Consider the following 22,249-nt stretch of genomic DNA (forward strand, 5'->3'; position numbering starts at 1 on the left):
CCGCGGTCCGGTCATCCGCCGGTCCGGAATCCTGATGATCCGTCAGCAGGATTCTCGCCCCGCCCGCCCACCCCACGCCTGAAGGACATGCCCCATGCCGTCGTTCGCCACGGACGTCCCCGCGCTGCTGCTGCGACTCGATCCGAACCCGTACCACCACGGCACCCTGGGAGCCGCCCGGTCGCTGGGGCGTGCCGGGGTGGAGGTGCACGCACTCGTCGGCTCGCGGATCGGCGCGGTGGGCCGGACCCGCTTCCTGCACCGGGTGCACACGCCGCGGCCCGCGGCAGCCGCAGGGCCGGGCGGCGCGCCGACCGACGCGGAGCTGGAACGCGCGCTGCTGGAGACGTCCGGGACGATCGGCAGGCCCGCCGTGCTCGTTCCGCTGGACGACCGGGGCGCGATCGGTGCCGCCCGGCTCGCGCCCCGGCTCGCCGGACGGTACCTGCTGCCCGCGGTGGCGCCGCTGCTGCCGGCCCGGCTGGCGGACAAGGCCGAGCTGTCCGCCGTCTGCGCCCGCGCCGAGGTCGCGCACCCCCCGACGGTGCTGCCCGGCAGCGCGCACGAGGCAGCGCGCGCCGCCGCGGAGCTCGGGCTGCCGGCGGTGGCCAAATGGAGCCGCCCCTGGCTGCTGCCGCCCGGCCTGCGCAGCACCGCGCTCGTCCGGAGTCCGGACGAGGCGGCGCGGTTGTACGAGCGGACCGCCGAGGCGGGCAGCGCCCTGCTGCTGCAGCGCAGACTGCCGGACGCGCCGGGAGCCGACTGGTTCTTCCACGGGTACGCCGCGGAGGGCGGGCGGTTCCTGATCGGCGGCGCCGGGCGCAAGGAGCGCTCCTGGCCGCCCCGCACCGGGCTGACCGCGGTGGGGACCTGGCTGCCGTGCCCCGCCGTGGAGGAGGCCGCGGCCCGCCTCGCGGCGGCCCTGGACTACCGCGGCATCCTCGACCTCGACTTCCGGCTCGACCCGGTCACCGGCATCCACCACCTGGTGGACTTCAACCCCCGCCCCGGGGCGCAGTTCCGGCTCTTCACGGACGGCGCCGGACTGGACGTGGTCCGGGCCCAGCACCTGCATCTGACCGGGCGTCCCGTGCCGGTACCGCGCGGGGGGCCGGGCCGGGGCTTCGTCGTGGAGAACTACGCGCTGCTGTCCGCGCTGCTGGGCCCGCGGGCACGCGGACGCGCGCGGGCGGCACCGCGCGGCCCGGTCGAGCGCGCCTGGTTCGCCGCCGACGACCCGCTGCCCTTCGCCGCGATGGCCGCGGGCTGGCTGGGCCGCTGCCTGGCCAGGGGGGCGCACCCGGCCGCCCTGCGCGAGCGGTTGCGCACCGGCAGTGCCAGAACCGCCCCGGAGCACGCCGCGAGCGCGGCGCGCCCCGTCACCGCGGGCCCGGCGCACCCCGCGCCCGGACCTGAGGGCCCGCAGCACACAGAGCCGACACCGCACACAGAGAGAAGGAATCCATGTACGACCTCGTAGTGGTGGGCGCCGGCCCCTACGGACTGTCCATCGCCTCGCACGCGGCGGCGGCGGGACTGCGCCTGCGGGTCCTCGGCAAGCCGATGGCCTCCTGGCGGGATCACATGCCGCGCGGCATGTTCCTCAAGTCCGAGCCCGGCGCCTCCGCGCTCTCCGACCCGGAGAGCGCCCACACGCTCACCGCCTACTGCGCGGACCGGGGCATCGAGGTGGGCCACGGCCGCCCGCTGCCGCTGGACACCTTCACCGAGTACGGCACCTGGTTCGGCAGCCGGGCCGCACCCCCGGCCGAGGACCTGACCGTCACCCGGGTCGCTCCGCACCAGTCCGGTTTCCGGATCCGCACCGCGGAGGGCGAGCAGCTCACCACGCGGGCCGTGGCACTCGCCGTCGGAGTGCTGCCGTTCGCGCACCGGCCCGGCCCGCTGCGCGGCCTGCCCGCCGAGCTGGCCTCCCACAGCACACACCACCGCGACCTGAGCCGGTTCCGGGGCCAGGACGTGACGGTGGTCGGCGCCGGGCAGGCGGCGCTGGAGACCGCGGCGCTGCTCGCCGAGCAGGGCGCCGAACCGCGGGTCGTGGCCCGGGCACCCCGCCTGAACTGGAACACCCCTCCCAAACCGCTCGACCGCGGCCGCCTCGGCTCGCTGCTCGACCCGCACAGCGCGCTGGGCACCGGCTGGCCGACCTGGGTGTGGTCCCGGCACCCGGGCGCGGTGCGGCGGCTGCCCACCGCGCTGCGGCTGCACATCGCCCGGAACGCCCTCGGCCCGGCGGGAGCCTGGTGGCTGCGGGAGCGGTTCGAGCCCGCCGTGCCGACCCTGCTGGGGCACACCATCACGGCCGCCGACCGCACGGCGGGCGGGATCCGGCGAGTGGGGAACGGCCCCGGCTCCCGGGTGCGGCTGTGGCTGAGAGCGGCGGACGGCACGGCACGGACGCTGGAGACCGACCACGTGGTGGCCGCGACCGGGTTCGCCCCGGAGCTGTTCCGGCTCGGGCTGCTGGATTCCACTCTGCGGGAGACCCTGCGCCGGGTCGGGGACAGCGACGGCCCCTGGCTGGGCCACGACTTCGAGTCCTCGCACCCGGGCCTGTTCTTCGCGGGGCTGCTGACGGCACCCTCGTTCGGCCCCGCGATGCGCTTCGTGCACGGCGCCGGTTTCACGGCTCCGCGACTGGTCGCGGGGGTGTGCCGGCACGTGGCCGCACGCCGGGCGGCGGAGGCGACCCGCGCCACGGGCGGCTCCGGGCACTCCCCGCGGGTGGCGGTGCCCCGCTCGGCCACCCGGGAAGCGGCCGCCGGGGAGGCCCCGGCGCCCGGCCGGGAGGTGAAGGCGTCGCGGTGACGGCGGTGCCGACGTCGGCGTCCGGACCGGGCCGGACGCCGATCGGCCCACCGGCCCCGGGCGGGGGCGAGGCGGGCGGCGGCCGTCAGCGGGCGTGGGCCGAACCGGTGCTCCCGGCGAAGAGGACCGAGGCGAGCTCGTCGTCCATGGACTGCCGGATCCGCTCGGTCAGCGCGCCCTGGGTCGCCTCCTCCAGCAGCTCGACCACCGTCCTGGCCTCGTGCACGGCCTTCGGCGGCTGCGCACCGGCCCGCCGCGCGACGCGGTCGAAGAACTCCTGCCGGGTCATCCGCACCCCGGTCTGCGGGATGTCCGGCGCATATTCGATGCGCCGCAGATGCTCGCCCAGCTCCGTCGGAAGCTGCGCGGCCAGATGGTCGGCCAACGGGGCCGGAATGCGTTCGGCCAGCGTCTCCAGGGTGGCACGGGTGCACGCCTCGGCCGCGCCCCGGCTCTCGAGGTGGGCCCGCGCCTGTACCTGGCCGATGAACTCGTCGTGTTGCATGGGGCTTCTCCTCACTAGAGCGGTGACTCCACCAGGCCCCTTCCAGCATGCGCGCCCCGCGTGCCGGTCGCACGTCCGGGCGGACACCCTCCGCGCCCGAGCAGCGGCGCAGCGCAACAGGGCGTGTCCGGAAGCCTGTCCGCCCCCGAGGACGCCGCGGGGAGGGGACGGCCTCCGGGCCCGCCGCTAGAGCTCGCGTACGATCCGCGCCGGGTTGCCCACGGCCAGCACGCCTCCCGGGAGGTCCGCGGTGACGACCGCACCGGCCCCGACGACCGTGTCCGCGCCGATCGTGACACCGGGGCAGACGATCACACCGCCGCCGAGCCACACATTGTCACCGATCGTGATGGGCAGCCCCTTCTCCCAGCCCGCGCGGCGCCGTTCGGCGTCCAGTTCGTGCGTCGGGGTCAGCAACTGCACGTAGGGCCCGATCTGCACGTCGCGGCCGAGGGTGATGGGCGCCGCGTCCAGGAAGACGGCACCGAAGTTCACGAACGTGCCGGCGCCGATCGACAGCCGGCTGCCGAAGTCGCAGTGGAAGGGCGGGCGGATCCGCACGCGCTCGCCCAGGTCCCCGACCAGCCGCTCCAGTATCCGGCGCCGCTCCTCGGGCGGGGCGGTACCGGACGCGTTGTAGAGCTCGCACAGTTCGGCCCGCCGCACCGTGTCCGCCAGCAGTTCCTCGTCGTCCGGGACATACCAGTCCCCCGCCAGCATCCGCCGCTTGTTCTCACCCATGGGCACACTCTCGCAGAGCACCCGCAAGGCGCCGTTCCGGCGGCGGACTTCGCGGGTGAGGGCAGACGGCTCCCGGTCACGGCGTGCCGCGCTTCCCGGGCCTGCGGCGGTCGGGCTGCTGCCCGTGGAGGAGCCGCGCACCGCGACAGCGAGCGGCCACGGAGCACGTCAACCGGTCGCTGGGGCGTCGGCGGACGGCACCGCGGTCCGGCGGGTGCTGGACGCCTCCGGGCTGCCGACCGCATGACACGACCGGCCGCACCGCGGCCGGTCCCCGGATGTCCGTCCCGCGCGCCGGGGCGGCTCACGCCCCGGCGGCGGCCGGGAGGTCGACCCGGCCGAAGCGCCTGCGGTAGGCAGACGGGCTCAGCCCGGTCTCCCGGCGGAGCCGGGACCGCAGGTTCGCGGCGGTGCCGAGCCCGCTCTCGCGGGCGACGACCTCCAGCCGCTCCTCGCCGCGCTCGATCAGCCGGCAGGCCAGCGCGACCCGCTCGCCGACCAGCCAGGCGAGCGGCGTGGTGCCGAGCTGGGCGCGGAAGCGGCGGTGCAGGGTGGCGGTGCTGACCGCCCCCCGGGCCGCCAGGTCCGCCACCGTGAGCGGTTCACCCAGCCGCTCACGGGCCCACTCCAGCAGGGGTGCCAGCGACTCCTCCGGGGCACGCGGCAGCGGCCGCTCCACGAACTGCCGCTGCCCGCCGTCCCGGTGCGCGGCGAAGACCAGGCGGCGGCTCACCGCGTTGGCGACCTCGGCGCCGTGGTCACGGCGCACCACGTGCAGTCCCAGGTCCAGCGCGGCCGAGCTGCCCGCGGCGGTGAGGATGTCGCCGTCGTCGACGAAGAGCACGTCCGGTTCCAGATGCACGTCAGGGAAGCGGGCGCGGAAGCGGTCCGCCCACTGCCAGTGCGCGGTCGCGCGCCGTCCGGTCAGCACACCCGCCTCGGCGAGGGTGAACGCTCCGCTGCACAGGCCCAGGAGGCGGGCGCCGCGCGCGTGGGCGCGGCGGACGGCCGCCAGCACCGCGGGGCGCCTGGGCACGTCGATGTCCGGCCGGTTGGGCACGATCAGGGTGTCCGCCTGCTCGGCTGCGGCCAGGTCCGCGACGCCGGTGAGGGTGAAGAAGCCGTCGCGCATCGCGGTGCACGGTTCGGGCGAGCAGAGCGTGAAGTCGTACAGCTCCCGGCCGAGCTCGGGCCTGCGCAGTCCGAAGACCTCTGTCGCGCAGCCGAGTTCGAAGGGGTTGGAGTTCTCGTCGACGAGCACGACGACCCGGTGGAGACCCGGCGGCCGACCGTGCGAGGAATCTTGCGCCATATGCGATTTCTAGCAGTCGCGGCGGACGCCGTCACGTCCCAGGATGAAGCCATGAACAGCGAACCCATCGACCTGAACCGGGCCCTGGCCTCCTTCGACGCACTGTGGAGCCCCAGGATCGTCACCCGCGTCAACGACTACGACGCACGCATCGCCAAGGTCCGCGGCGAGCACCTGTGGCACGTGCACGAGGACACGGACGAGTTCTTCCTCGTCCTGGAGGGAGAGCTGGAGATCGCACTGCGGGAGCCGGCCGGAGAGCGGACGGTGCGGCTGGGAACGGGGGCGGTCTTCACGGTGCCGCGCGGAGTGGAGCACAGGCCCGCCTCGCCCGGTAGCGCCGCCCTGCTGCTGTTCGAGCCCACCGGCACCTCCACCGTCGGGGACCGGCACGAGGAGGTGCCCGCGCACGTCGACGCCACGACGGGACACGAACTCACCGGGAACGCCGGCTGAGGCCGAGCGCCGCCGGGCGGTCCGTGCGCCGCGCAGCGCCGCCCGGCGCGGGTCCCGTGCCCGCGACGCGGCCCCGGCCGCAGCGCGGCAGGGCACACCGCTCAGGCCGCACGGACCTCCGCGATATGGGCCCGGGCCGCCCGCACCGCGTCACGGATGTCCCGGGTCCCCGTGGAGACGCAGAGCGTGTACGAGACGTCGTCCAGCTCCTGCCGGTCCCCGGACCGGTCGCGGAGGGCCTCGTAGCGGGTGAGCAGCTCGCGCAGGGTGTCGGGGTGGGCGATCATGGCAACTCCTCGGAGGCGCGCTGCGGCGCTCGGCGGTGCGGGACACGGCTGCCGCCCTGCGGCTCTTGCGGGCCGCGCAGGCGGTGCACAGGCCCAGTACCCGGCACAGGGCGGACAAACACATAAAAGCCGATATGAACCTGTACTCCCGTCCTCCGCGCTTTCCGCCCGTTTTGCCGCCTCGGCTTCTGGGCACCCCGGCGCCCGGGAGGGATGAGCCCGCCGTCGTGCGAAAGGAACCGGCAGGAGGCCTGAGGTGACGTGATGGATTCCGTACCCGGAGTGCCCTGCTGGGTCAGTCTGACCGTCCGTGACCGGCAGGCCACCGAGGACTTCTACGGCTCCGTGCTGGGCTGGTCCTTCACCGACAGCTCCCTGGGCCCCGGATTCCGCACAGCCACCAGGGAAGGCGACCCGGTGGCGGGCTTCAACGAGGCAGCCGTCTCCTGGCAGCTTCCCGTCCGCTGGACGGTGTTCTTCTCCGTGGACGACGCCGACCTGGTCTGCGAGCGGGTCCGCGAGCGGGGTGCCACCGTCGCCGTCGGCCCGCTCCGGGTCGGCGAGGGCCGGGCGGCCATGGCCGCCGACCCCTACGGTGCGGCGTTCGGCGTCTGGCAGGGGGAACTGCCGCGCGGCTGGGCGGTCGGCGCGGGGCACGCACCGGCCTGGCTGGAGCTGCGCACCGGTGACGCCTTCGCCGCGGCGCTCTTCTACGGTGCCGTGCTCGACTGGACGAAGAACCCCAGCCACGGGGTGAGTTACGAGGAGCAGAGCGACGAGGTGCACATCCTGGTGGACGGCGAGACTGTCGCCGGGCTCCGCGGAGGCGGCATCGAGGCCGCTTCCGACCCCCAGATCCGCACCCGTTGGGACGTGTACTTCCGCGCGTCCGACATCGACGCGGCGCTGAGTGCGGCGGAGCGGACGGGCGGCACCGTGGTCTCCCCCGTCCAGCACGCTCCGCACGGCCGGGTCGCCACCGTCCGCGACCCGGACGGCGGGCTCTTCCGCCTGCTCGGCATCTGACGCCGGAAACCGGGCCCGGCGGCCGGCCCCGTCCCCACGCGGACCGGCCCCGTCCCGGCGCGGACCGGCGGCTGCCGTGCCGGGTGGTGCGGTGCCGCACGCGGCTCCCCGGCCCGCGCCGCGGGCCCGCCTCAGCCCTTCCGGTTCTGCTGCAGCACGTCGTGGCAGACCAGGCAGATCATCCGGCGCGAGTCGCGCGAGGACCAGACCTGGCCGACGCTCATCGAGCGCCGCACCGGCTCGGGGTCGCTGTGCAGGTGGCGGTCGCATACACCTACCCCGCAGTCGACGCAGACCGCCAGGGCCGAGGTCTCGGTGCCCTCCTTGAAGCAGTCGTAGCAGTGCATGACGCCCCCTCTCTCGGAGCCGTAAGGGCGGACTGTGCGCGAGTTCCCCTCCGTACGGCGCCGTACGCATCGGTACGGCCGTTCGGCGCAGCGCATGCCCCCGGCGGTGCGCCGAACGGCGCTCGGCGGCTGCGCCGGCCGGGGCGCCGGGCCGGTGCTTCCGGCTCGGGGTCAGTAGCCCCGCGCGGCGCGGACGGCCAGGCCGGGAAGCCGCCCCGCGCCCAGCGCGAGCCACGCCGCGCGGAAGTCGGCCAGGACGTCGGCGGCGGTGGTGGGCCCGGCTGAGTGTGCGGTGAGAGTGGTGCGGGGCAGCTCCCAGGCCGGTGCCCCGGGCCCGGCGGGCTCCTCCGGCAGGACGTCCAGCACCGCGTGCGCCACCCGGCCCTCCTCCAGCGCCCGGCCGAGTGCCTCGGTGCGCACGGTGGCGCCCCGGCCCACATTGAGGAACGTCGCACCGGCCGGCGCGCCGAAGAACCCCGAGCCCAGGAGTCCCTCCGTGGCGGGGGTGAGCGGCAGCGCGCCGACCACCCAGCGCGCCGCCCCCAGGGCCGCGACCAGCTCCGCCGACGGCGCACCGGAGCCGTCCGGGGCGCAGGAGCCGTCCGGGGCGCCGAGCGCGACGACCTCGTCGAAGCCGGGCACCGGACGCGCGGTGCGGGCCGCCCCGACCGTGCGCACCCCGCAGGGGCGCAGTGCGGCGGCGATGCCCGCACCGATACCGCCGGTCCCGAGAACGACGGCGAGGGTGCCGTCGGCCAGTTCCGTGGGCAGCCGGTTCCAGGTGCGCGAGGTCTGCTGCTCCAGGAAGGCCGGGATCTGCTGCAGCTCGGCCAGCACCCAGGCCAGTACGTACTGGCCGATCCGCTCCCCCATCCGCCCGACCGTGCGGGTCAGCAGCGTCCCGGGCGGCCAGCCGGCGGACGCCGCCAGCAGCGCGTCGACCCCGGCGTTGGTGCTGTGCATCCACAGCAGCCGCTCGCCGGGGCCGAGTTCGGGCAGGGCGGGGCCCACATGGACCCGCGGCCCGGTACCGGGGCCCAGCGGACGCCGGACGAGTTCCTCGACGCCCGCACGCACCGGCGCCGGCAGCCCGGGGTCGACGGTGACGGCAGCGCCCTCCAGTTCCCGTCCGATCCGTCGGGGGTCCACGCCTTCGATCGCCATCGGCCTTCCTCTCCGTCGCCCCGGCCCCGGTGGCGTCCTCGGCCGCGCTGCTGCGGCTGTCAGGTCACGAGGACGCGGCGATGTGCCAGCTTCCGACCTGACGGTACTGCGAGTCGTAGACCTCCGATCCGTCGCCCGGCTCCAGTGCGTAGTGCCGCAGGTTGCCGCCCCAGTACCGCAGTGCCCGGCCCAATTCGGCCACGGCCTCCCCCTCGCCCTGCATGCCGCTGATGTCCACCTCGAGCACGAACTTCATCTCGGACCTCCTCCGCTCTGTTGCACGGGGCGCAGTTTCCGGTGGCGGCGCGCCCTCGACACCTTCCATCGTTTCATTGAAGCTCCTGTGGGGACTTTTGATCAGCATCACGCCACTGAGGCAGGAGTCACTGCGGCAGAAGCCTCAAATCCGCGTCCAACGTCGAATCGACCGGCGGCGGTGTGGAGGGGGAGGAGGTGTGACCGAGACACCCGCCAAAGGGGCAACGGGATGATCTTGAACTCCTGAGCACCGTCTACCCGTCACCCCTTCGGCTCAGTGTCGTTGGTGGCGATGTTGAGCGCCGTCTGGGTCCTGGGGTGGGTTGTGACATCGATCGAACGGACCGCGTATCCGCGGTTCAAGCGGCTCATCACCGCGCATGAGCTGCACCTGTTCTCTCTCTCTCCCCCCCCCGAGCCGCGATGAGCTGGAGTGGGCGGCCGATGCCACGGACGGCGATGCGTCGGGGCACATGGGACGCCTCACCTGCGGAGACGTGGCCGGGGCGATCCGCTGTCGCAGCGAATACGCTGATTACCGCGACAGCGGAGCGGGGCGCCGAGCAGGACAGATGGGCAGGGGGCGCCGGGGAGTCAGGCATCGGCACTCGGAGGCAAGTGTTGCCGTGAACTTGTGCGAACGCGCACCGGGCTCTCGGTACTGGGGACACGGATTCGAGGCTGTCAGCCGACGGCCGGCCGGGATGCGTCGAGAGCGGAGCGGTGCCGATCCACGATTCCCTCGACGATTCTCATCAGGCGGTCCCCCGCCCGATCGATGCTTCCGTTCTGCGTGCTGACCTGCGCGCCTTCGAGTACGAAGGTGATCTCGGCTGCGGCCTGCTCGGGGTCGGGCAGCCCGGCCTCGGCGCACAGGCCCACCAGCCTGCGGGTCTGGTGGGCCTTGTGCTCCTCGATCACTTGCCGCGCGGGATGAGAGCGGTCGGGCAGTTCGGCCAGGGAGTTGATGAACGGGCAGCCCCGGTGCGAGATGGCCGGCAATCCTTCGGCGATGAAGCGGGCCAAGCCCATGATCTGCTCCCTGGGCCGGCCGGGGTATTCCATCCGGACCCGGTCGAAGGCCGCCTGGTAGTCGGCGGCGACGATCCGCATCCACTCCGCGACCAGCACGTCCTTGGTCTCGAAGTGCCGGTAGATCGCCATTTTGGTGGTCGCGGCCTTCTCGGCGATCGCCTGGACGCTCACCCGCCGGATTCCCTCGCTCTGGAAGAGCTCTTCCGCCGCGTCGAGGATGCGCTCGCGGGGCGGCAGTTTCGCCACCCTGCTCGGCCTGCCGGCGGTCGACGCCATGGCTGCTCCGTGACGTCCGCTCGGGTGCGGGGCCTCTTGTGTCATCGCTCCTACGGTACCACTTCGTTCCATGCGATACCGTTCGGTATCGTCAGAGACTCAGTAGTATTGTTCTTTCCGCCAGGAGTAAAAGTGAGAGTTGCCGAGTACGTGAACTATGACGCGGTCGGACTCGCGGAACTGGTGGCCGAAGGGGAGGTGACCGCCGCCGAACTGCAAGCAGCCGCGCTCGAGGCCACGCAGGGGGTCGATCCGCAGATCAACGCCGTCGTGGAGACCTGGCCGGCCGACGACGAGCCCAAGCCCGGCAGCACACCGCTGGCCGGGGTCCCTTTCCTGATCAAGGACATCGGAGCCGCCATGGCCGGGCGGCGCATGGAGCTGGGCAGCCGCCTTGCGGCCGGCCACGTCGCACGCGCCGACTCCTTCCTCGTGCTGCGCTTGCGTCGCGCCGGACTGCTGACGTTCGGACGTACCGCGACATCGGAGATGGCCTACAGCATCACGACAGAACCAGTGCTGTACGGCGCGACCCGTAACCCGTGGAACCTGGAGCGGAGCGCGGGCGGATCCAGCGGGGGCGCGGGCGCGGCCGTAGCTGCCGGGGTCGTACCGCTTGCCCACGGCACCGACGCCGCCGGCTCGCTCCGTGTCCCCGCCGCCCACAACGGCCTCTTCGGGCTGAAGCCCACCCGCGGCCGGGTCTCCATGGGCCCCGACTTCGACGAGCTCTTCAGCGGCCTGGCCGTGCCCGGCAGCGTCAGCCGCACGGTCCGCGACAGTGCGGCCCTGCTCGACCAGATCAGCGGCCCGGAACCGGGTGACCCCTACTTCGCCCAACAGCCGTCCCGGCCGTACACGGAGGAAGTCACCCGCCACCCGGGCCGGCTGCGGATCGGTGTCCTCACCCAGGCATGGGGCGGACGCCGCACCACCGCACCGGTGGCCGACGCCCTCTCTCGTACCGCGGGTCTGCTCGAATCCCTCGGCCACCAGGTGAGGGAGGCCGAGGTCGACCTCGGGGCCGACTGGGAGGAGTACGTCCTGGCCAACGCCCATCTGTTCACGGCGAACCTCGCGGCCACGGTCGACGAGCTGGCTGCCGCCTTCGGCCGGCCCATCGATTCCTCCACCCTCGAACCGGCGACCCTCGCCGGCTACCACTACGGGCAGCGGGTCAGCGGCGCCCAGTTCGTCGCCGCTCTCACGATCCGAAACCGTGTCTCCCGCAGCCTGGCCCGGTACTTCGACGCCTACGACATCTTGCTCACCCCGACCGTGCCGGAGCTTCCCACGCCCCTGGGCGCCTATGCCGAGAGCGCGCAGACGCTGGACGGCCTCGGCTGGATCGACACCGTCTTCGACCGCTCTCCGTTCACCATGCCTTTCAACATGGCGGGCACGCCCGCCATGTCCGTGCCGCTGACGGCCGACGCGGAAACGGGGCTTCCGATCGGTATGCAGTTCGCCGCCGGATACGGCCTCGAGAGCCGCCTCTTCCGCCTCGCCGGCCAGTTGGAGCAGGCCAGCCCGTGGTCGGGCCGAATCCCCACGGTGTGGGCAGGGAATCGCACGGACCACTGAGAAGCGCCCCTGCAGCCGGGAGCCAACGAGCCATGCGCTGAGCGAGTGGGAGAAGTGCCTCGCGCATGCCGTCCTGGTACGGCAGGACCCCGCACACGGTCACGGTGCGGGGTCCTGCACCACCCTCGATTGTCGGCCCCACCTGCCGACGTTCCACGAAGGAGTCCCGCTCATGCCCGCGGTTTCCAACTCCAGCACACGCCGCGACGTCGAATTCGACGCGGACGGCACCACATTGCGCGGCTGGTTCTATCCGGCCCCTGACAGTGCCCCGACCGCCGCCGTCGTCATGGCGCACGGGTTCTCCCTGGTCAAGGAGGCGTACCTGGACCGCTACGCCGAGCGGTTCGTCGCCGCCGGGCTGGCGGTGCTGGTCTACGATCACCGCAACTTCGGTGCGAGCGACGGCAGTCCTCGCCAGGAGATCGATCCGTGGCGTCAGATCGAGGACTACCGGCACGCCATCACCTACGCCAGCACACTGCCGGAGGTCGACCCCGACCTGATCGGGGTCTGGGGGACCAGTTACAGCGGCGGGCACGCCATCGTCGTGGCGGCCGACGACCTGCGGGTCAAGGCCGTGGTCTGCCAGACCCCCGCGGTCAACGGCGTGCAGACCGGATGGCGGCGTATTCCCATGACGCAATTGGCGGCAGCCGGTGAGCGGTTCGCGGCTGAGCGGATCGCCCGTATGCAGACCGGCGAAGTCGCGACACGCCCGGTGATCGGCGACGCTGCCGACGGCCCCGTCTACGCCGCCGACGACGCGTTCGACTACTTCACCGCGGTCGGAGAGATCGCCCCGTCGTGGCGCAACGAGGTCACCGTCCGCACCGGCGAGTGGAGCCGCGCCTACAACGCCGGCGACCATATCGAGAGGGTAAGTCCCAGGCCGCTGCTGATGATCGTCGCAGACGACGACACCACGTCGGGCACCGACTTGCAGTTGTCCGCCTTCAACCGAGCGTTGGAGCCCAAATGGCTGCAGATCATACCCGGCGGCCACTACGGCCCCTATGTCGAACAGTTCGAGGCCACCTCCTCGGCCGCCGCCGAGTTCTTCGCGACCCACCTGCACACGAGCCGCCGCTGACCATGCGAACTGCTCCCTTCGATCGTTCATGAACGGTCTGTCACGGCAGGTGCAGGACGTGTTCTGTAACGTTTCGCCGCGGCGGGATGCTGTGCCCGCGGACGTCGGGCCGCCGCGGGCAGAGGCGCTGGACGGCCTCGGCAGGAATGCGGCGCGTCTTCGACCGGTCGTCGTTCCATGCGGCAGGCATGCCCGCCACGTCCGTGCCGGCGAAGGCCGACGCCGGGACGGGGCTCCCGCCTGGTATGCAGTTCGCCGCCGGTTACGGGCTCGAAGGCAGCCTCTACCGTCTCGCTGGACAACTCGAACTCTCCTTTGGCGCGTATCCCGGTCACACCCCGGGAGGGACGGCCTCGGCTGCCGACGACGAGGCGGGCCGGGGAACGGCGCACGGCACGCTCGCGCGCCGCACCCGGCGCCCGCGGCCCGCCGACGCCGAAGCGGACGCGCCGTCCTTCGGGGAGACTCCCCCGACCGCCCGCCCGCGGAGGCTTCGGGCTCAGCGGCGGCCGATGTGCCTGCTGACGTACCACGCAAGCGCGGCCGCCGTCAGGACGCGGCGCTCGAAGCGCCTGCTCCGGATGTTCGCGCGGTGGGCGACCAAGGAGAACGGCCGGGTGACGGCGGCTCGTTGCACTGTCAGTTCACCGGCGGAGATGTTCCGGCCGACGGCCCTGGTGTGCGGGAGCAGGGTCTCGACCGCCGCGATCGCCTGGAGCGCGGAGTAGCTGAGCTGCCGCTGGGAGAGCAACGTCCTCGCGTGCGCGAGCAGCACCCGGTCCGCCTGGTCGGCCAGCACGTCGACGGCGCTCAGCTCCGGAGCGATGCAGCGGACCGTTCCCTCGGCGTTGGCGAAGGACTTGCCCAACAGCCCGATCATGGGGTTCGTCTGGATGCCCCGTCGGGTGGAGTGCCGGAGCAGCTCGGCCAAGGAAGCGCCGAACCGCAGCCGGCTGAGGGGGATCGCCGCCAGCTTGGGGACGACGGTGGACATGTCCTGCTCGAACCCGCTGAGGTCGGCCCACGGCGTCGGGCGGCCCATCTCGGCCCACGAACGTGCCACGGCGTGTGCGTCGTTGTTGGCCAGTCCCAGGAGCGTCATCATCAGACTGCTGCTCACATGGCGGTCGATCCGGCCGACCATGCCCCAGTCGATCAGGGTCGTCGGTCCGCCCGGGCAGACGAAGACGTTGCCGGGGTGGGGGTCGGCATGGAAGCGGTGGTCGATGAAGTACCCCTGGTACATGAACGCCAGGAGGCCGGTGCCGATCCGTTCGCGCTCCTCGGGGGCGAACGCGGCGGGGTCGGCGTCGCGGATGCTGGTGCCCGGAGCCCGCTGCTGGATCAGAACTCTCGGCGTCGCGTGCACGACGTCGGGAATCCGTATGCCGGGAACCGCACCGACCGTCCTGCGGGCCTCGTCCATGTTCGCCGCTTCGAGCGTGAAGTCGAGTTCCTGGCGTACGGCCTCGAACACCACACTCACCATCGCGTGGAAGTCGATCGTCTCGCTCATCAGCGGAAACCGCTTGGACAGAACACGCGTGACCAGGCGCAGCAGACGCATGTCGGCCGCCATGACCGACGTGATGCCCGGACGCTGGACCTTCACCACCACGGGACGGCCGTCGCTCAGGGTGGCTGCGTAGACCTGGGCAAGGGACGCGCACCCCAAGGGGTTCTGGGAGTCGAAGTGCTGGAAGCGCTGCCGCCAGGCGCGGCCCAGCTCCGCCTCGAGCACCGGGGACATCCACTCGAACGCGCAGGGCGGCACCCGGTCGTGGAGCCCTGCCAATTCCCCGGCCACAGCGGGCGGCACGAGATCCTCACGGGTGGAGAGCACCTGCCCGACCTTCACATAGAGCGGACCGAGCCGCTCCAGGGCAGCACGTACCCGTGCCGCGCGCTGCTGCCCGCGGGTGGTCCGCTCTCCTCCCGCTCCCCGGTCGCCGCTTCTGCTCAGTTCCCCGGCCAGCAGCCCACTCCCGACCGCGAGAAGCAGCCGACCACGTTCAGCAAGCACCAGCGCCTCCGGTTGGGTACGGGAACGAGCAGGGAAGTCCCGGCCGGGGTCGCCGGGCGGCGAGCGCTGCCCACCGGCAGGGTCCCGTGTGCCTGTTCCCCGGTGGCAGCAGCGCGGCGGGTGCCGCCCGCGGCGGCGTGTGCCGGGCACCGCCGACGTGATCGCTTGCGGCATATCCAAGGCAATGGCCCGTTCGGCCACGGGATAAACCATCGGACCGCCCCGGAAGACGACAACGCGTCACGCACGGAATTCCCCCCGCTTCGGAAACCACCCGACCGAAGGAATTGCCGCGATGAAGGAGGACAGCAGCGCCGAACGGCCACGGGGAGCACCTCCTGCGCGCACCCAGAAACGGTCAGCCAATCGAGTGATTGACCTCCTCGGAAATGCAGAGGACTCTTAGTGGCAGAGGCAGAACCTGCTCCGATGGAAGCGTCTTCCATCTGGAAACTCTTTCATCGAAGGCAGCCCCGTGCGTGTCTGCGCACCGAAATACAGCTGCTCGCTTCCACGCATTTGGCCAATACCTTCACGTATTTCGCCGAGACCTTCGCGCCGTTGCGCTCGCCAGGTCGGCATGGCCGGCATGGCCGGCCCGTCCCCGGACAGCGATCCCTCCGGAGCGCATGCAGTGGGCCTCGCATTCCCGGGTACTCCGCCGCCTCGTGCAGGAAAGGAAACCCATGCCCCTCCATCGCTTTCATCTGGCACGCATCCTGCATGGACTGGTCGCCGACATCAAGGAATACCTGGACGACGCCATCGACGCGTTCGACATGGTCGAGGGCGCCGGACGCTCGGCGGTCTTCCCGGACACCGCGGCCGGGACGCCCGGCCCGGCCGCGGAGGACAGCGCGTCCGCGACGCGCGGGGAACACCGTTCCGCCGCGGAGACCGAGGCGCTCAGAGCCGAACTCGACCGCCTGCGGCAGGAACTGGACACGCTCGCGGTGAAGGTTTCCCCACCCGCATCCTGACCCGCCGGACCGGTCCGGTGAGCCTGCTGCACCACCCCGGCTGCGCACTCCCTGCGCGGTCCCGCGACGCCCGGCTCCGCGCCGCTCGACGCTTCCCGGCACGGCCGGGAGCAGCTCTCCGCCCCACGAAAGCGCGCCGCGCACCGACCACGGCCGTCCCCACGACTCTCCCGAACCCCCGGCCCCGCATGCGAGGTTCCCTTGACGGATCCACTCTCCTTCCGGATGGCGCACCGCCCCGTCGCCGTCGTCGGGCTGGCGGGGATGTTCCCCCAGGCCCACGACCTGCGCGAGTTCTGGCACAACGTGGTCACCGGCCGAGACTGCATCACCGACGTACCCGCCTCCGCCTGGAGCGTGGAGGACCACTACGATCCCGACTTCCGGGCGAAGGACAAGACCTACGCGCGCCGCGGAGGCTTCCTCCCGCATGTCCTCTTCGACCCGGCCGAGTTCGCCATCCCCCCGGCGGCCGTGGACTCCATCGGCCTGGTGCAGTTGCTGAGCCTCCGGGTCGCGGGCGAGGTGCTGAAGGATGCGCGATGCCCGGAGTCCGCCTGGTACGACCCCGCCCGGACCGGCGTCGTTCTCGGCGTGTGCGGTCAGAACTCCTCCATGTTCCCGCTCTCCTCGCGCCTGGCCGCCCCCGCGGTCGAACGTGCCGCGCGCGGCTGCGGAGTGGCGGAGGCCACCGCCCAGGAGATCGCCCGCAGGTTCGCCGAGGAGTCGCCCGAGTGGACCGAGGACAGCTTCCCGGGTGTCCTGGCCAACGTGGTGGCCGGACGCATCGCCAACCGGTTCGATCTGGGCGCGGCCAACTACACGGTCGACGCCGCCTGCGCGAGTTCCCTTGCCGCCCTGCGCGCGGCAGTGAGCGAGCTGCTCGAACACCGCGCCGACCTGATGATCACAGGGGGATGTGACGCCGACAATTCCGTCAACACCTTCCTGTGCTTCAGCAAGACACCCGCGCTGTCCCCCACCGGCACGGTGCGGCCGTTCGACAGCGAGGCCGACGGCACCCTGCTGGGCGAAGGCGTCGCCATGCTGGCCCTCAAACGACTCGCCGACGCCGAACGGGACGGCGACCGCGTCTACGCGGTCCTGCGCGGGCTGGGGAGTTCGAGCGACGGACGGGTCGGCAGCATCTACGCGCCGAACTCCGAGGGCCAGCTCGCCGCACTGCGCGGCGCGTATACGGACGCCGAGGTGGCGCCGGCCGCGATCGGACTGATCGAGGCCCACGGAACGGGGACCCGGGTCGGTGACGCGGCCGAACTCAGGGCGCTGAGCACGGCCCTGGCCACGGAGGACGCGGTCGCGCCCGTCGCGGTGGGCAGCGTGAAGTCCCAGATCGGCCACACCAAGGCTGCCGCCGGTGCGGCGGGGCTCATCAAGACCGCGCTCGCTCTGCACCACCGGCTGCTGCCGCCCACCATCAACGTCGGCACGCCCAACGACGCCACCCGAGGGACGGGCCTCTACATCAACACCCGCGCCCGCCCGTGGCTGCGCGAGCCGCACCGCGCCCTCCGCCGTGGCGGCGTGTCCGCGTTCGGTTTCGGCGGCGTGAACTACCACGCCGTCCTGGAGGAGTACGAACCCTCCGAGACGGAGCTGCGGACGCTGCACCCGACTCCGCAGGCCCTGCTGTGGCACGCGCCCGATCCGGCGGAGCTCCTGGCCCGGCTCCGTGCGGGCGCTCCCGCGGAACCCGACTGCCCCGTGCCCGCCGACCACGCCCGGATCGGGCTCGTCGCCCGCGATCCGGCGGAGCGGGCGCGCTTGGTCGCGACGGCCGCGGCACACCTGGCCGAGGCGGGTGACGCGGCGGAGTGGGCCTTGGAGGACCAGGTGTACTACCGGCGCAGGGCGCTCCCTCCCGGCACCTCGAGCGCGGTCCTCTTCGCGGGCCAGGGCAGCCAGTACCCGGAGATGGGGCTGGACGCCCTCCTGTCGGTTCCACCGGTCCGCAGGATGTTCGACGCGGCGAACTCCTCGTGGGAGGAGGGCCGGCGGTCCCTGGCCCGCGTCGTCTTCCCCGAACCGGGCGGCGTCTTCCCCGAACCGGGCGGCCCGGCGCACGAAGAAGACCTGCTGCGGACCACCGCCTACGCCCAGTCCGCCGTCGGCGCCCTGGCGATGGGGCAGTACGCCTACCTCCACGAGCTGGGATTCCGTCCGGAGGCGGCGCTCGGCCACAGCTCCGGCGAGGTCACGGCGCTGTGGGCGGCCGGATGCCTGTCGGCCGACGACTGCCTCCGCCTCACCCGCGCCCGGGGGCGAGCCATGCAGCCACCGCCGGACATGCCGGACCCCGGCGCGATGGCCGCGCTCCGGCTCTCCGACCAGCAGTGGACGGCGCGCGCCGAGCGCCACCCCGACCTGGCCCTCTGCAACATCAACGCCCCGGACGAAGTCGTGGTGGGCGGCCCGTCGGCGGCCGTCGGCGCGCTCGTGGACGAGTGCCTCCGCGACGGCGGCCCGGTGGCGACGCGCCTGCCGGTGGCAGCGGCCTTCCACACCTCCTTCGTCGCCCACGCCGTCCCGGTGTTCGCGGAGGTGCTCTCCAGCACCGCGTTCCGTCCGCCGGCGCTCCGCGTCCTGGCCGACAGCCCCGGTGCACGCTACGGCAACGGTCCGGACGCCGACCGGGAGGTGCTGGCCCAACAGATCGTGAGGCCGGTCGACTTCGCGGGACGGGTGCGCGAACTCTTCGAGAGCGGCGTGCGCGTGTTCGTCGAGTGCGGGCCGCGGCAGATCCTCGGCAGGCTGGTCCCCCGTATCCTCCCCGGAGAGGCCGTGGAGGTCGTCTCCGGCGACGGCGGACCGGGCACGAACAGCGCGGCGGCGCTGAAGCAGGCGGCTCTGCGGCTGGCCGTGCTGGGGTTCGACGTCAGGGACGTCAACCGCTACGACAGCCCGCATCCCGACCCCCGCCCCGCGCCCTCCCCGGTGGCACGGACCCTGGAAGGACCGCACTTCGCGGTTCTCGCCCGGCGCGAGGCGCAGGAGGCGAGCACCGCACAGGAGCCGCGCACGCGGACGCCCCGCCCGTCCGAGCCGGCGGAACCGTCCGACGGGACGCTCCCGGCGCCCCGTCCAGCCGCTGCGGACGCCTCCGGTACCGGACTCCTGCGTGCCGCTACCGCCCAACTGGACCTGCACAGCGCATTCCTGGCCGGTCAGATGGAAGCGAGCCGGTCGTTGGCCGGGGCGCTGGAGCACGCCGGCCAAAGCCCCGACGCGTCCTTCGTGGCGTGCGTGGAGGCGATCCGGGACCACAGCCGGGCGCTCCTGAGCACGCATGTCCGCAGCCAGGAGATCCTCCTGGAGATGGTGCGGGACGGCGCGCCGGGCGGACCGGCGGCGACGGACGGTACTGCCGGGCTCGCTCCCGCACCCCCGACGCAGCGGACGGGACCGGACGCGCGGCCGGCACCGCCCGCACCGGCTGCGGCAGACCCGGAGGGCCTCCGGGACACTCCGGCGGCCGCGCCCCCGTTCGAGTCCGCTCCGCAGCCCGTCTCTCCCCGGGCAGAGGCCGACCGGTCCGCGGCAGAGACCGGCCCCGGCACGGAGTCCGGACCAGCGGCGGAGTCCGAATCGGCGGGCGAGTCCGGACCGGCGGCGGACCAGGGCCTGCCGTCCGACCGGCTCCAGGTCGAACGCATTCTGCGGGACATGGTCGCGGAGAAGACCGGCTACCCGGTCGAGATGGTCGATCCGGCCCTCGATGTCCAGACCGAACTGGGCATCGACTCGCTCAAACAGGTGGAGATCGCCTCCGAGGCGTGGCGCAGGTATCCCTCCCTGCCGCGCGAGGAGATCTACCGGTTCGCGCAGGCGCGCACGATCGGCGAACTGGCCGAGCTTCTGACAGCGGCGACCCCCCGGGCGCCGGGTGCCGGCCGGCCCGCCGCAGTGCCCTCGGGCCGCGCCTCCCTCGGGCTGCGCCCGCTGGCGGCGGTGGACACGCTCGTCGACGCCTACGGCAGCCGTCCGGTGGCAGCGGTCGTCGAGGACGGCAGCCCGTTGGCGCACGCGCTGGTCACCGCTCTCGAAGCGGACGGCTGGAGTGTGCACCGCATCGTCGTCCCCGGGGCGCCCGCGCCCTCCGAAGGAGCCCACCGGCTCCGGGACCGAGGGGAGGAGGCGCTGCGCGAGGCACGCGACCGCCTCCTGTCCCCGGACGGCCGGCTCGATCTGTGTGTGCTGGTCGAGGGCAGCGGCCAGGTCCACCACGCCCAGGACGCGACCGACCGGCTCCGCCACAGCGTCCTCGTCGCCAAGCACCTGGTACCCGCGCTCAAGGCGAGCGTCTCCCAGGGGCGCAGGGGAGCCTTCGTGACCGTCACCCGCCTGGACGGTGCGCTGGGACTGGCCGGCTGCGGTGGCGAACCCGGTGCCGCGCTGCTCGGCGGCCTGGGAGGGCTCACCAAGGCCCTCGGAGTCGAAGAACCGGACCTGTTCTGCCGGACGGTCGACCTCGCGCCCGGAACGGCTGCCGAGGAGGCGGCGGCCCGCGTGCTGGGGGAGATCAACGATGTACGGCGGGTTCCCGAGGTCGCCTGGAACGGCACACTGCGCCGGGCCCCTGCGCTGTCGGCGGAGCCGTGGGGGCTGCTGCCCTCCTCCGGGGAGGTGCCGGGCGAACTCGACCAGGACGAGGTGTTCCTCGTCACCGGCGGCGCGCGCGGCATCACGGCCTGGTGCGTGACCGCGCTGGCGGCACACCGTCCCTGCCGGTTCGTCCTGCTCGGCCGCACACCACTGGCCGACGTACCCGCCTGGGCTGCCGGCCTCGACAGCTTCCCGGATCTGCGGGCGGCCTGTGCGGCCCGGACCGACGGGGACGCCGACGCCTGGGCACAGAAGCTGCAGGGGCAGCGGGAGTTGCACGGAACCCTCGCCGCCCTGCGGGAAACCGGCGCCCGGGCCGAGTACGTCAGTGCGGACGTCACCGATCCCGAGGCGGTGCGCTCGGCCCTGGCCCCGTACACCGAGCAGATCACCGGAATCATCCACGGCGCCGGAGTGCTGGCGGACCAGCCGCTGCCGGAGAAGACGCCCCAGGACATCGAGCGCGTCGTCGCCACGAAGCTGACCGGGCTCGCCAACGTCCTGGAGGCGCTCGACGCCGACCGGTTGCGCCGTCTGATCCTCTTCACCTCCGTGTCCGGCATCCACGGCAACGGCCGGCAGACCGACTACGCGATGGCCAACGAATCCCTCAACCGGTTGGCCTGCGCCTGGAAGGCGGCCCGGCCCGACGTCCACGTCGCCGCACTCGCCTGGGGCCCTTGGCAGGGAGGCATGGCCACCGAGCACACGCAGGAGTTCTTCCGGCAACTCGGAGTGCCGCTGCTCAGCCGGGAGGAGGGCTGCGCCTCCTTCCTCGAGCAGTTCTCCCCCCGGCTTCGCCAGGACCCGGTCGCCGTCATCGGTCCGCTCTCCCCCGTCCTCGCGCCGGTCGCGCTTCCCGCGGACGGCGCCGTGGTCCGGCGCACCCTCACCGGTCTGGGCAGCGAACCCGTACTGCGCGACCACACCATCGGGGAGCATCCGGTGCTGCCGATGACGGCGGCGATCGGCTGGTGCGTGTTCACCGTCGAACAGACCGCTCCGGGCCGGCGGGTGACGGAGGTCCACGACTTCCGGGTACGCAAGGGCCTGGTCCTCGACGCCGCCCGTCCCGAGCACGCGCGTGTCGTCGTCCGCCCCGGCTCCGAGGGCAGCACCGCGGTAGCCGTCCACGACGACGAACCCACCCCGGCGCCCTGGTACGAGGGGTCCTTCGTCACGGGAGCGGCCGGGGCCGCTCCCCTGGCCGGGCCCCCTTCCTCCCCGCCCTCGGCCGCACACGGGCTCCATCCCGCGTACGACGAGGGGTTCCTCTTCCACGGGCCGTCGCTGCGCGGACTCGGGCAGGTGCTCCAGGAGAACGACACCCGCCTGACCGTCCGGGCGCTGATGCCCGACACCGTGCTGGCGGACGGGGCGTACGCCGGAATCGGCTACAGCCCCGCGCTCGCCGATCTGCTGCTCCAGGCCGCAGCGCTGCTCGGCCGGCGGATCACCGGACACCGGTGCCTGCCGGTCGGGGTGCGGAAGGCCGAACTGTTCCACCCTCTCCCCGACAACGAGCCGTTCGACATCGCCGTGGAACTCCAGGAGAACAGTCCGCTGGAGCTGCTCTGCACGGTGACAGCCACCGGACCCGGCGGCACGGTCCTGCAGCGCTGGAGCGGACTGCGGGGCATCGTGGCCGCGCCGCAGCTCGGCAGCCGCGCCGCGTGGCCGGCTCCCGGCGCGTGACCGACACCGGACTCG

General features: G+C 73.1%; 17 protein-coding genes. 8 read left to right on the forward strand and 9 right to left on the reverse strand.

Translation table 11 applies throughout. The features are described 5' to 3' along the window. Positions 1–94: 94 nt before the first annotated feature. Both BMX65_RS14760 and BMX65_RS14765 read left to right on the forward strand, forming a co-directional pair. Positions 95–1,480, forward strand: a complete 1,386-nt coding sequence (locus BMX65_RS14760; protein ID WP_075000736.1) for an ATP-grasp domain-containing protein — start codon at positions 95–97, stop codon at positions 1,478–1,480. Continuing rightward, positions 1,465–2,829 (forward strand): NAD(P)-binding domain-containing protein, encoded by a 1,365-nt coding sequence (locus BMX65_RS14765; protein WP_177214271.1) that lies wholly within the window; start codon positions 1,465–1,467, stop codon positions 2,827–2,829. The genes BMX65_RS14760 and BMX65_RS14765 overlap by 16 nt, the downstream gene beginning before the upstream one ends. An 85-nt stretch (positions 2,830–2,914) precedes the next feature. Here BMX65_RS14765 and BMX65_RS14770 read toward each other — a convergent pair whose 3' ends face one another. From BMX65_RS14770 to BMX65_RS14780, 3 genes are all read right to left on the reverse strand, one after another. Continuing rightward, entirely contained in the window at positions 2,915–3,334 is a 420-nt protein-coding gene (locus BMX65_RS14770) for a DUF2267 domain-containing protein (RefSeq protein ID WP_075000738.1), read from the reverse strand. Between the two features lie 186 nt (positions 3,335–3,520). Continuing rightward, positions 3,521–4,075 (reverse strand): sugar O-acetyltransferase, encoded by a 555-nt coding sequence (locus tag BMX65_RS14775; protein ID WP_075000739.1) that lies wholly within the window; start codon positions 4,073–4,075, stop codon positions 3,521–3,523. Between the two features lie 304 nt (positions 4,076–4,379). Next, entirely contained in the window at positions 4,380–5,387 is a 1,008-nt protein-coding gene (locus tag BMX65_RS14780; protein WP_075000740.1) for a helix-turn-helix domain-containing protein, read from the reverse strand. 51 nt (positions 5,388–5,438) lie between these two features. On the opposite strand from BMX65_RS14780, the gene BMX65_RS14785 reads away from it, so the two are divergent. After that, positions 5,439–5,843 (forward strand): cupin domain-containing protein, encoded by a 405-nt coding sequence (locus BMX65_RS14785; RefSeq protein WP_075000741.1) that lies wholly within the window; start codon positions 5,439–5,441, stop codon positions 5,841–5,843. Positions 5,844–5,944: 101 nt separating this feature from the next. Here BMX65_RS14785 and BMX65_RS14790 read toward each other — a convergent pair whose 3' ends face one another. Next, positions 5,945–6,130: a DUF5133 domain-containing protein gene (locus BMX65_RS14790; protein ID WP_075000742.1), complete on the reverse strand. Its 186-nt coding sequence runs from the start codon at positions 6,128–6,130 to the stop codon at positions 5,945–5,947. A gap of 264 nt (positions 6,131–6,394) precedes the next feature. On the opposite strand from BMX65_RS14790, the gene BMX65_RS14795 reads away from it, so the two are divergent. Next, positions 6,395–7,156: a VOC family protein gene (locus tag BMX65_RS14795; RefSeq protein ID WP_075000743.1), complete on the forward strand. Its 762-nt coding sequence runs from the start codon at positions 6,395–6,397 to the stop codon at positions 7,154–7,156. A 131-nt stretch (positions 7,157–7,287) separates the two neighbouring features. Here the strand turns inward: BMX65_RS14795 and BMX65_RS14800 are convergent, their stop codons facing one another. From BMX65_RS14800 to BMX65_RS14815, 4 genes are all read right to left on the reverse strand, one after another. After that, positions 7,288–7,503 (reverse strand): DUF2180 family protein, encoded by a 216-nt coding sequence (locus tag BMX65_RS14800; RefSeq protein WP_075000744.1) that lies wholly within the window; start codon positions 7,501–7,503, stop codon positions 7,288–7,290. Positions 7,504–7,674: 171 nt separating this feature from the next. Then, the gene (locus BMX65_RS14805; protein WP_075000745.1) at positions 7,675–8,667 is read right to left on the reverse strand and encodes an NAD(P)-dependent oxidoreductase; all 993 of its coding nucleotides are present in this window, start codon (positions 8,665–8,667) and stop codon (positions 7,675–7,677) included. A 64-nt stretch (positions 8,668–8,731) separates the two neighbouring features. Further along, positions 8,732–8,923: a hypothetical protein gene (locus BMX65_RS14810; protein ID WP_075000746.1), complete on the reverse strand. Its 192-nt coding sequence runs from the start codon at positions 8,921–8,923 to the stop codon at positions 8,732–8,734. Positions 8,924–9,609: 686 nt separating this feature from the next. Next, positions 9,610–10,236: a TetR/AcrR family transcriptional regulator gene (locus BMX65_RS14815; protein WP_075000747.1), complete on the reverse strand. Its 627-nt coding sequence runs from the start codon at positions 10,234–10,236 to the stop codon at positions 9,610–9,612. 132 nt (positions 10,237–10,368) lie between these two features. Between BMX65_RS14815 and BMX65_RS14820 the strand changes: the two genes are divergently transcribed. Both BMX65_RS14820 and BMX65_RS14825 read left to right on the forward strand, forming a co-directional pair. Continuing rightward, positions 10,369–11,820 (forward strand): amidase, encoded by a 1,452-nt coding sequence (locus tag BMX65_RS14820; protein ID WP_075000748.1) that lies wholly within the window; start codon positions 10,369–10,371, stop codon positions 11,818–11,820. 172 nt (positions 11,821–11,992) lie between these two features. Next, entirely contained in the window at positions 11,993–12,913 is a 921-nt protein-coding gene (locus tag BMX65_RS14825) for an alpha/beta hydrolase (RefSeq protein WP_075000749.1), read from the forward strand. 499 nt (positions 12,914–13,412) lie between these two features. Here BMX65_RS14825 and BMX65_RS14830 read toward each other — a convergent pair whose 3' ends face one another. After that, positions 13,413–14,936, reverse strand: a complete 1,524-nt coding sequence (locus BMX65_RS14830; protein ID WP_079171897.1) for an ABC1 kinase family protein — start codon at positions 14,934–14,936, stop codon at positions 13,413–13,415. A gap of 686 nt (positions 14,937–15,622) precedes the next feature. Between BMX65_RS14830 and BMX65_RS14835 the strand changes: the two genes are divergently transcribed. Continuing rightward, complete coding sequence (locus tag BMX65_RS14835; protein ID WP_075000750.1) at positions 15,623–15,916, forward strand: hypothetical protein; 294 nt, start codon at positions 15,623–15,625, stop codon at positions 15,914–15,916. 201 nt (positions 15,917–16,117) lie between these two features. Then, positions 16,118–22,234, forward strand: a complete 6,117-nt coding sequence (locus BMX65_RS33955; RefSeq protein WP_143081846.1) for a type I polyketide synthase — start codon at positions 16,118–16,120, stop codon at positions 22,232–22,234. Positions 22,235–22,249 lie beyond the last annotated feature (15 nt).

The sequence above is a fragment of the Streptomyces qinglanensis genome, assembly GCF_900111245.1.
Taxonomy (GTDB): Bacteria; Actinomycetota; Actinomycetes; order Streptomycetales; family Streptomycetaceae; genus Streptomyces; species Streptomyces qinglanensis.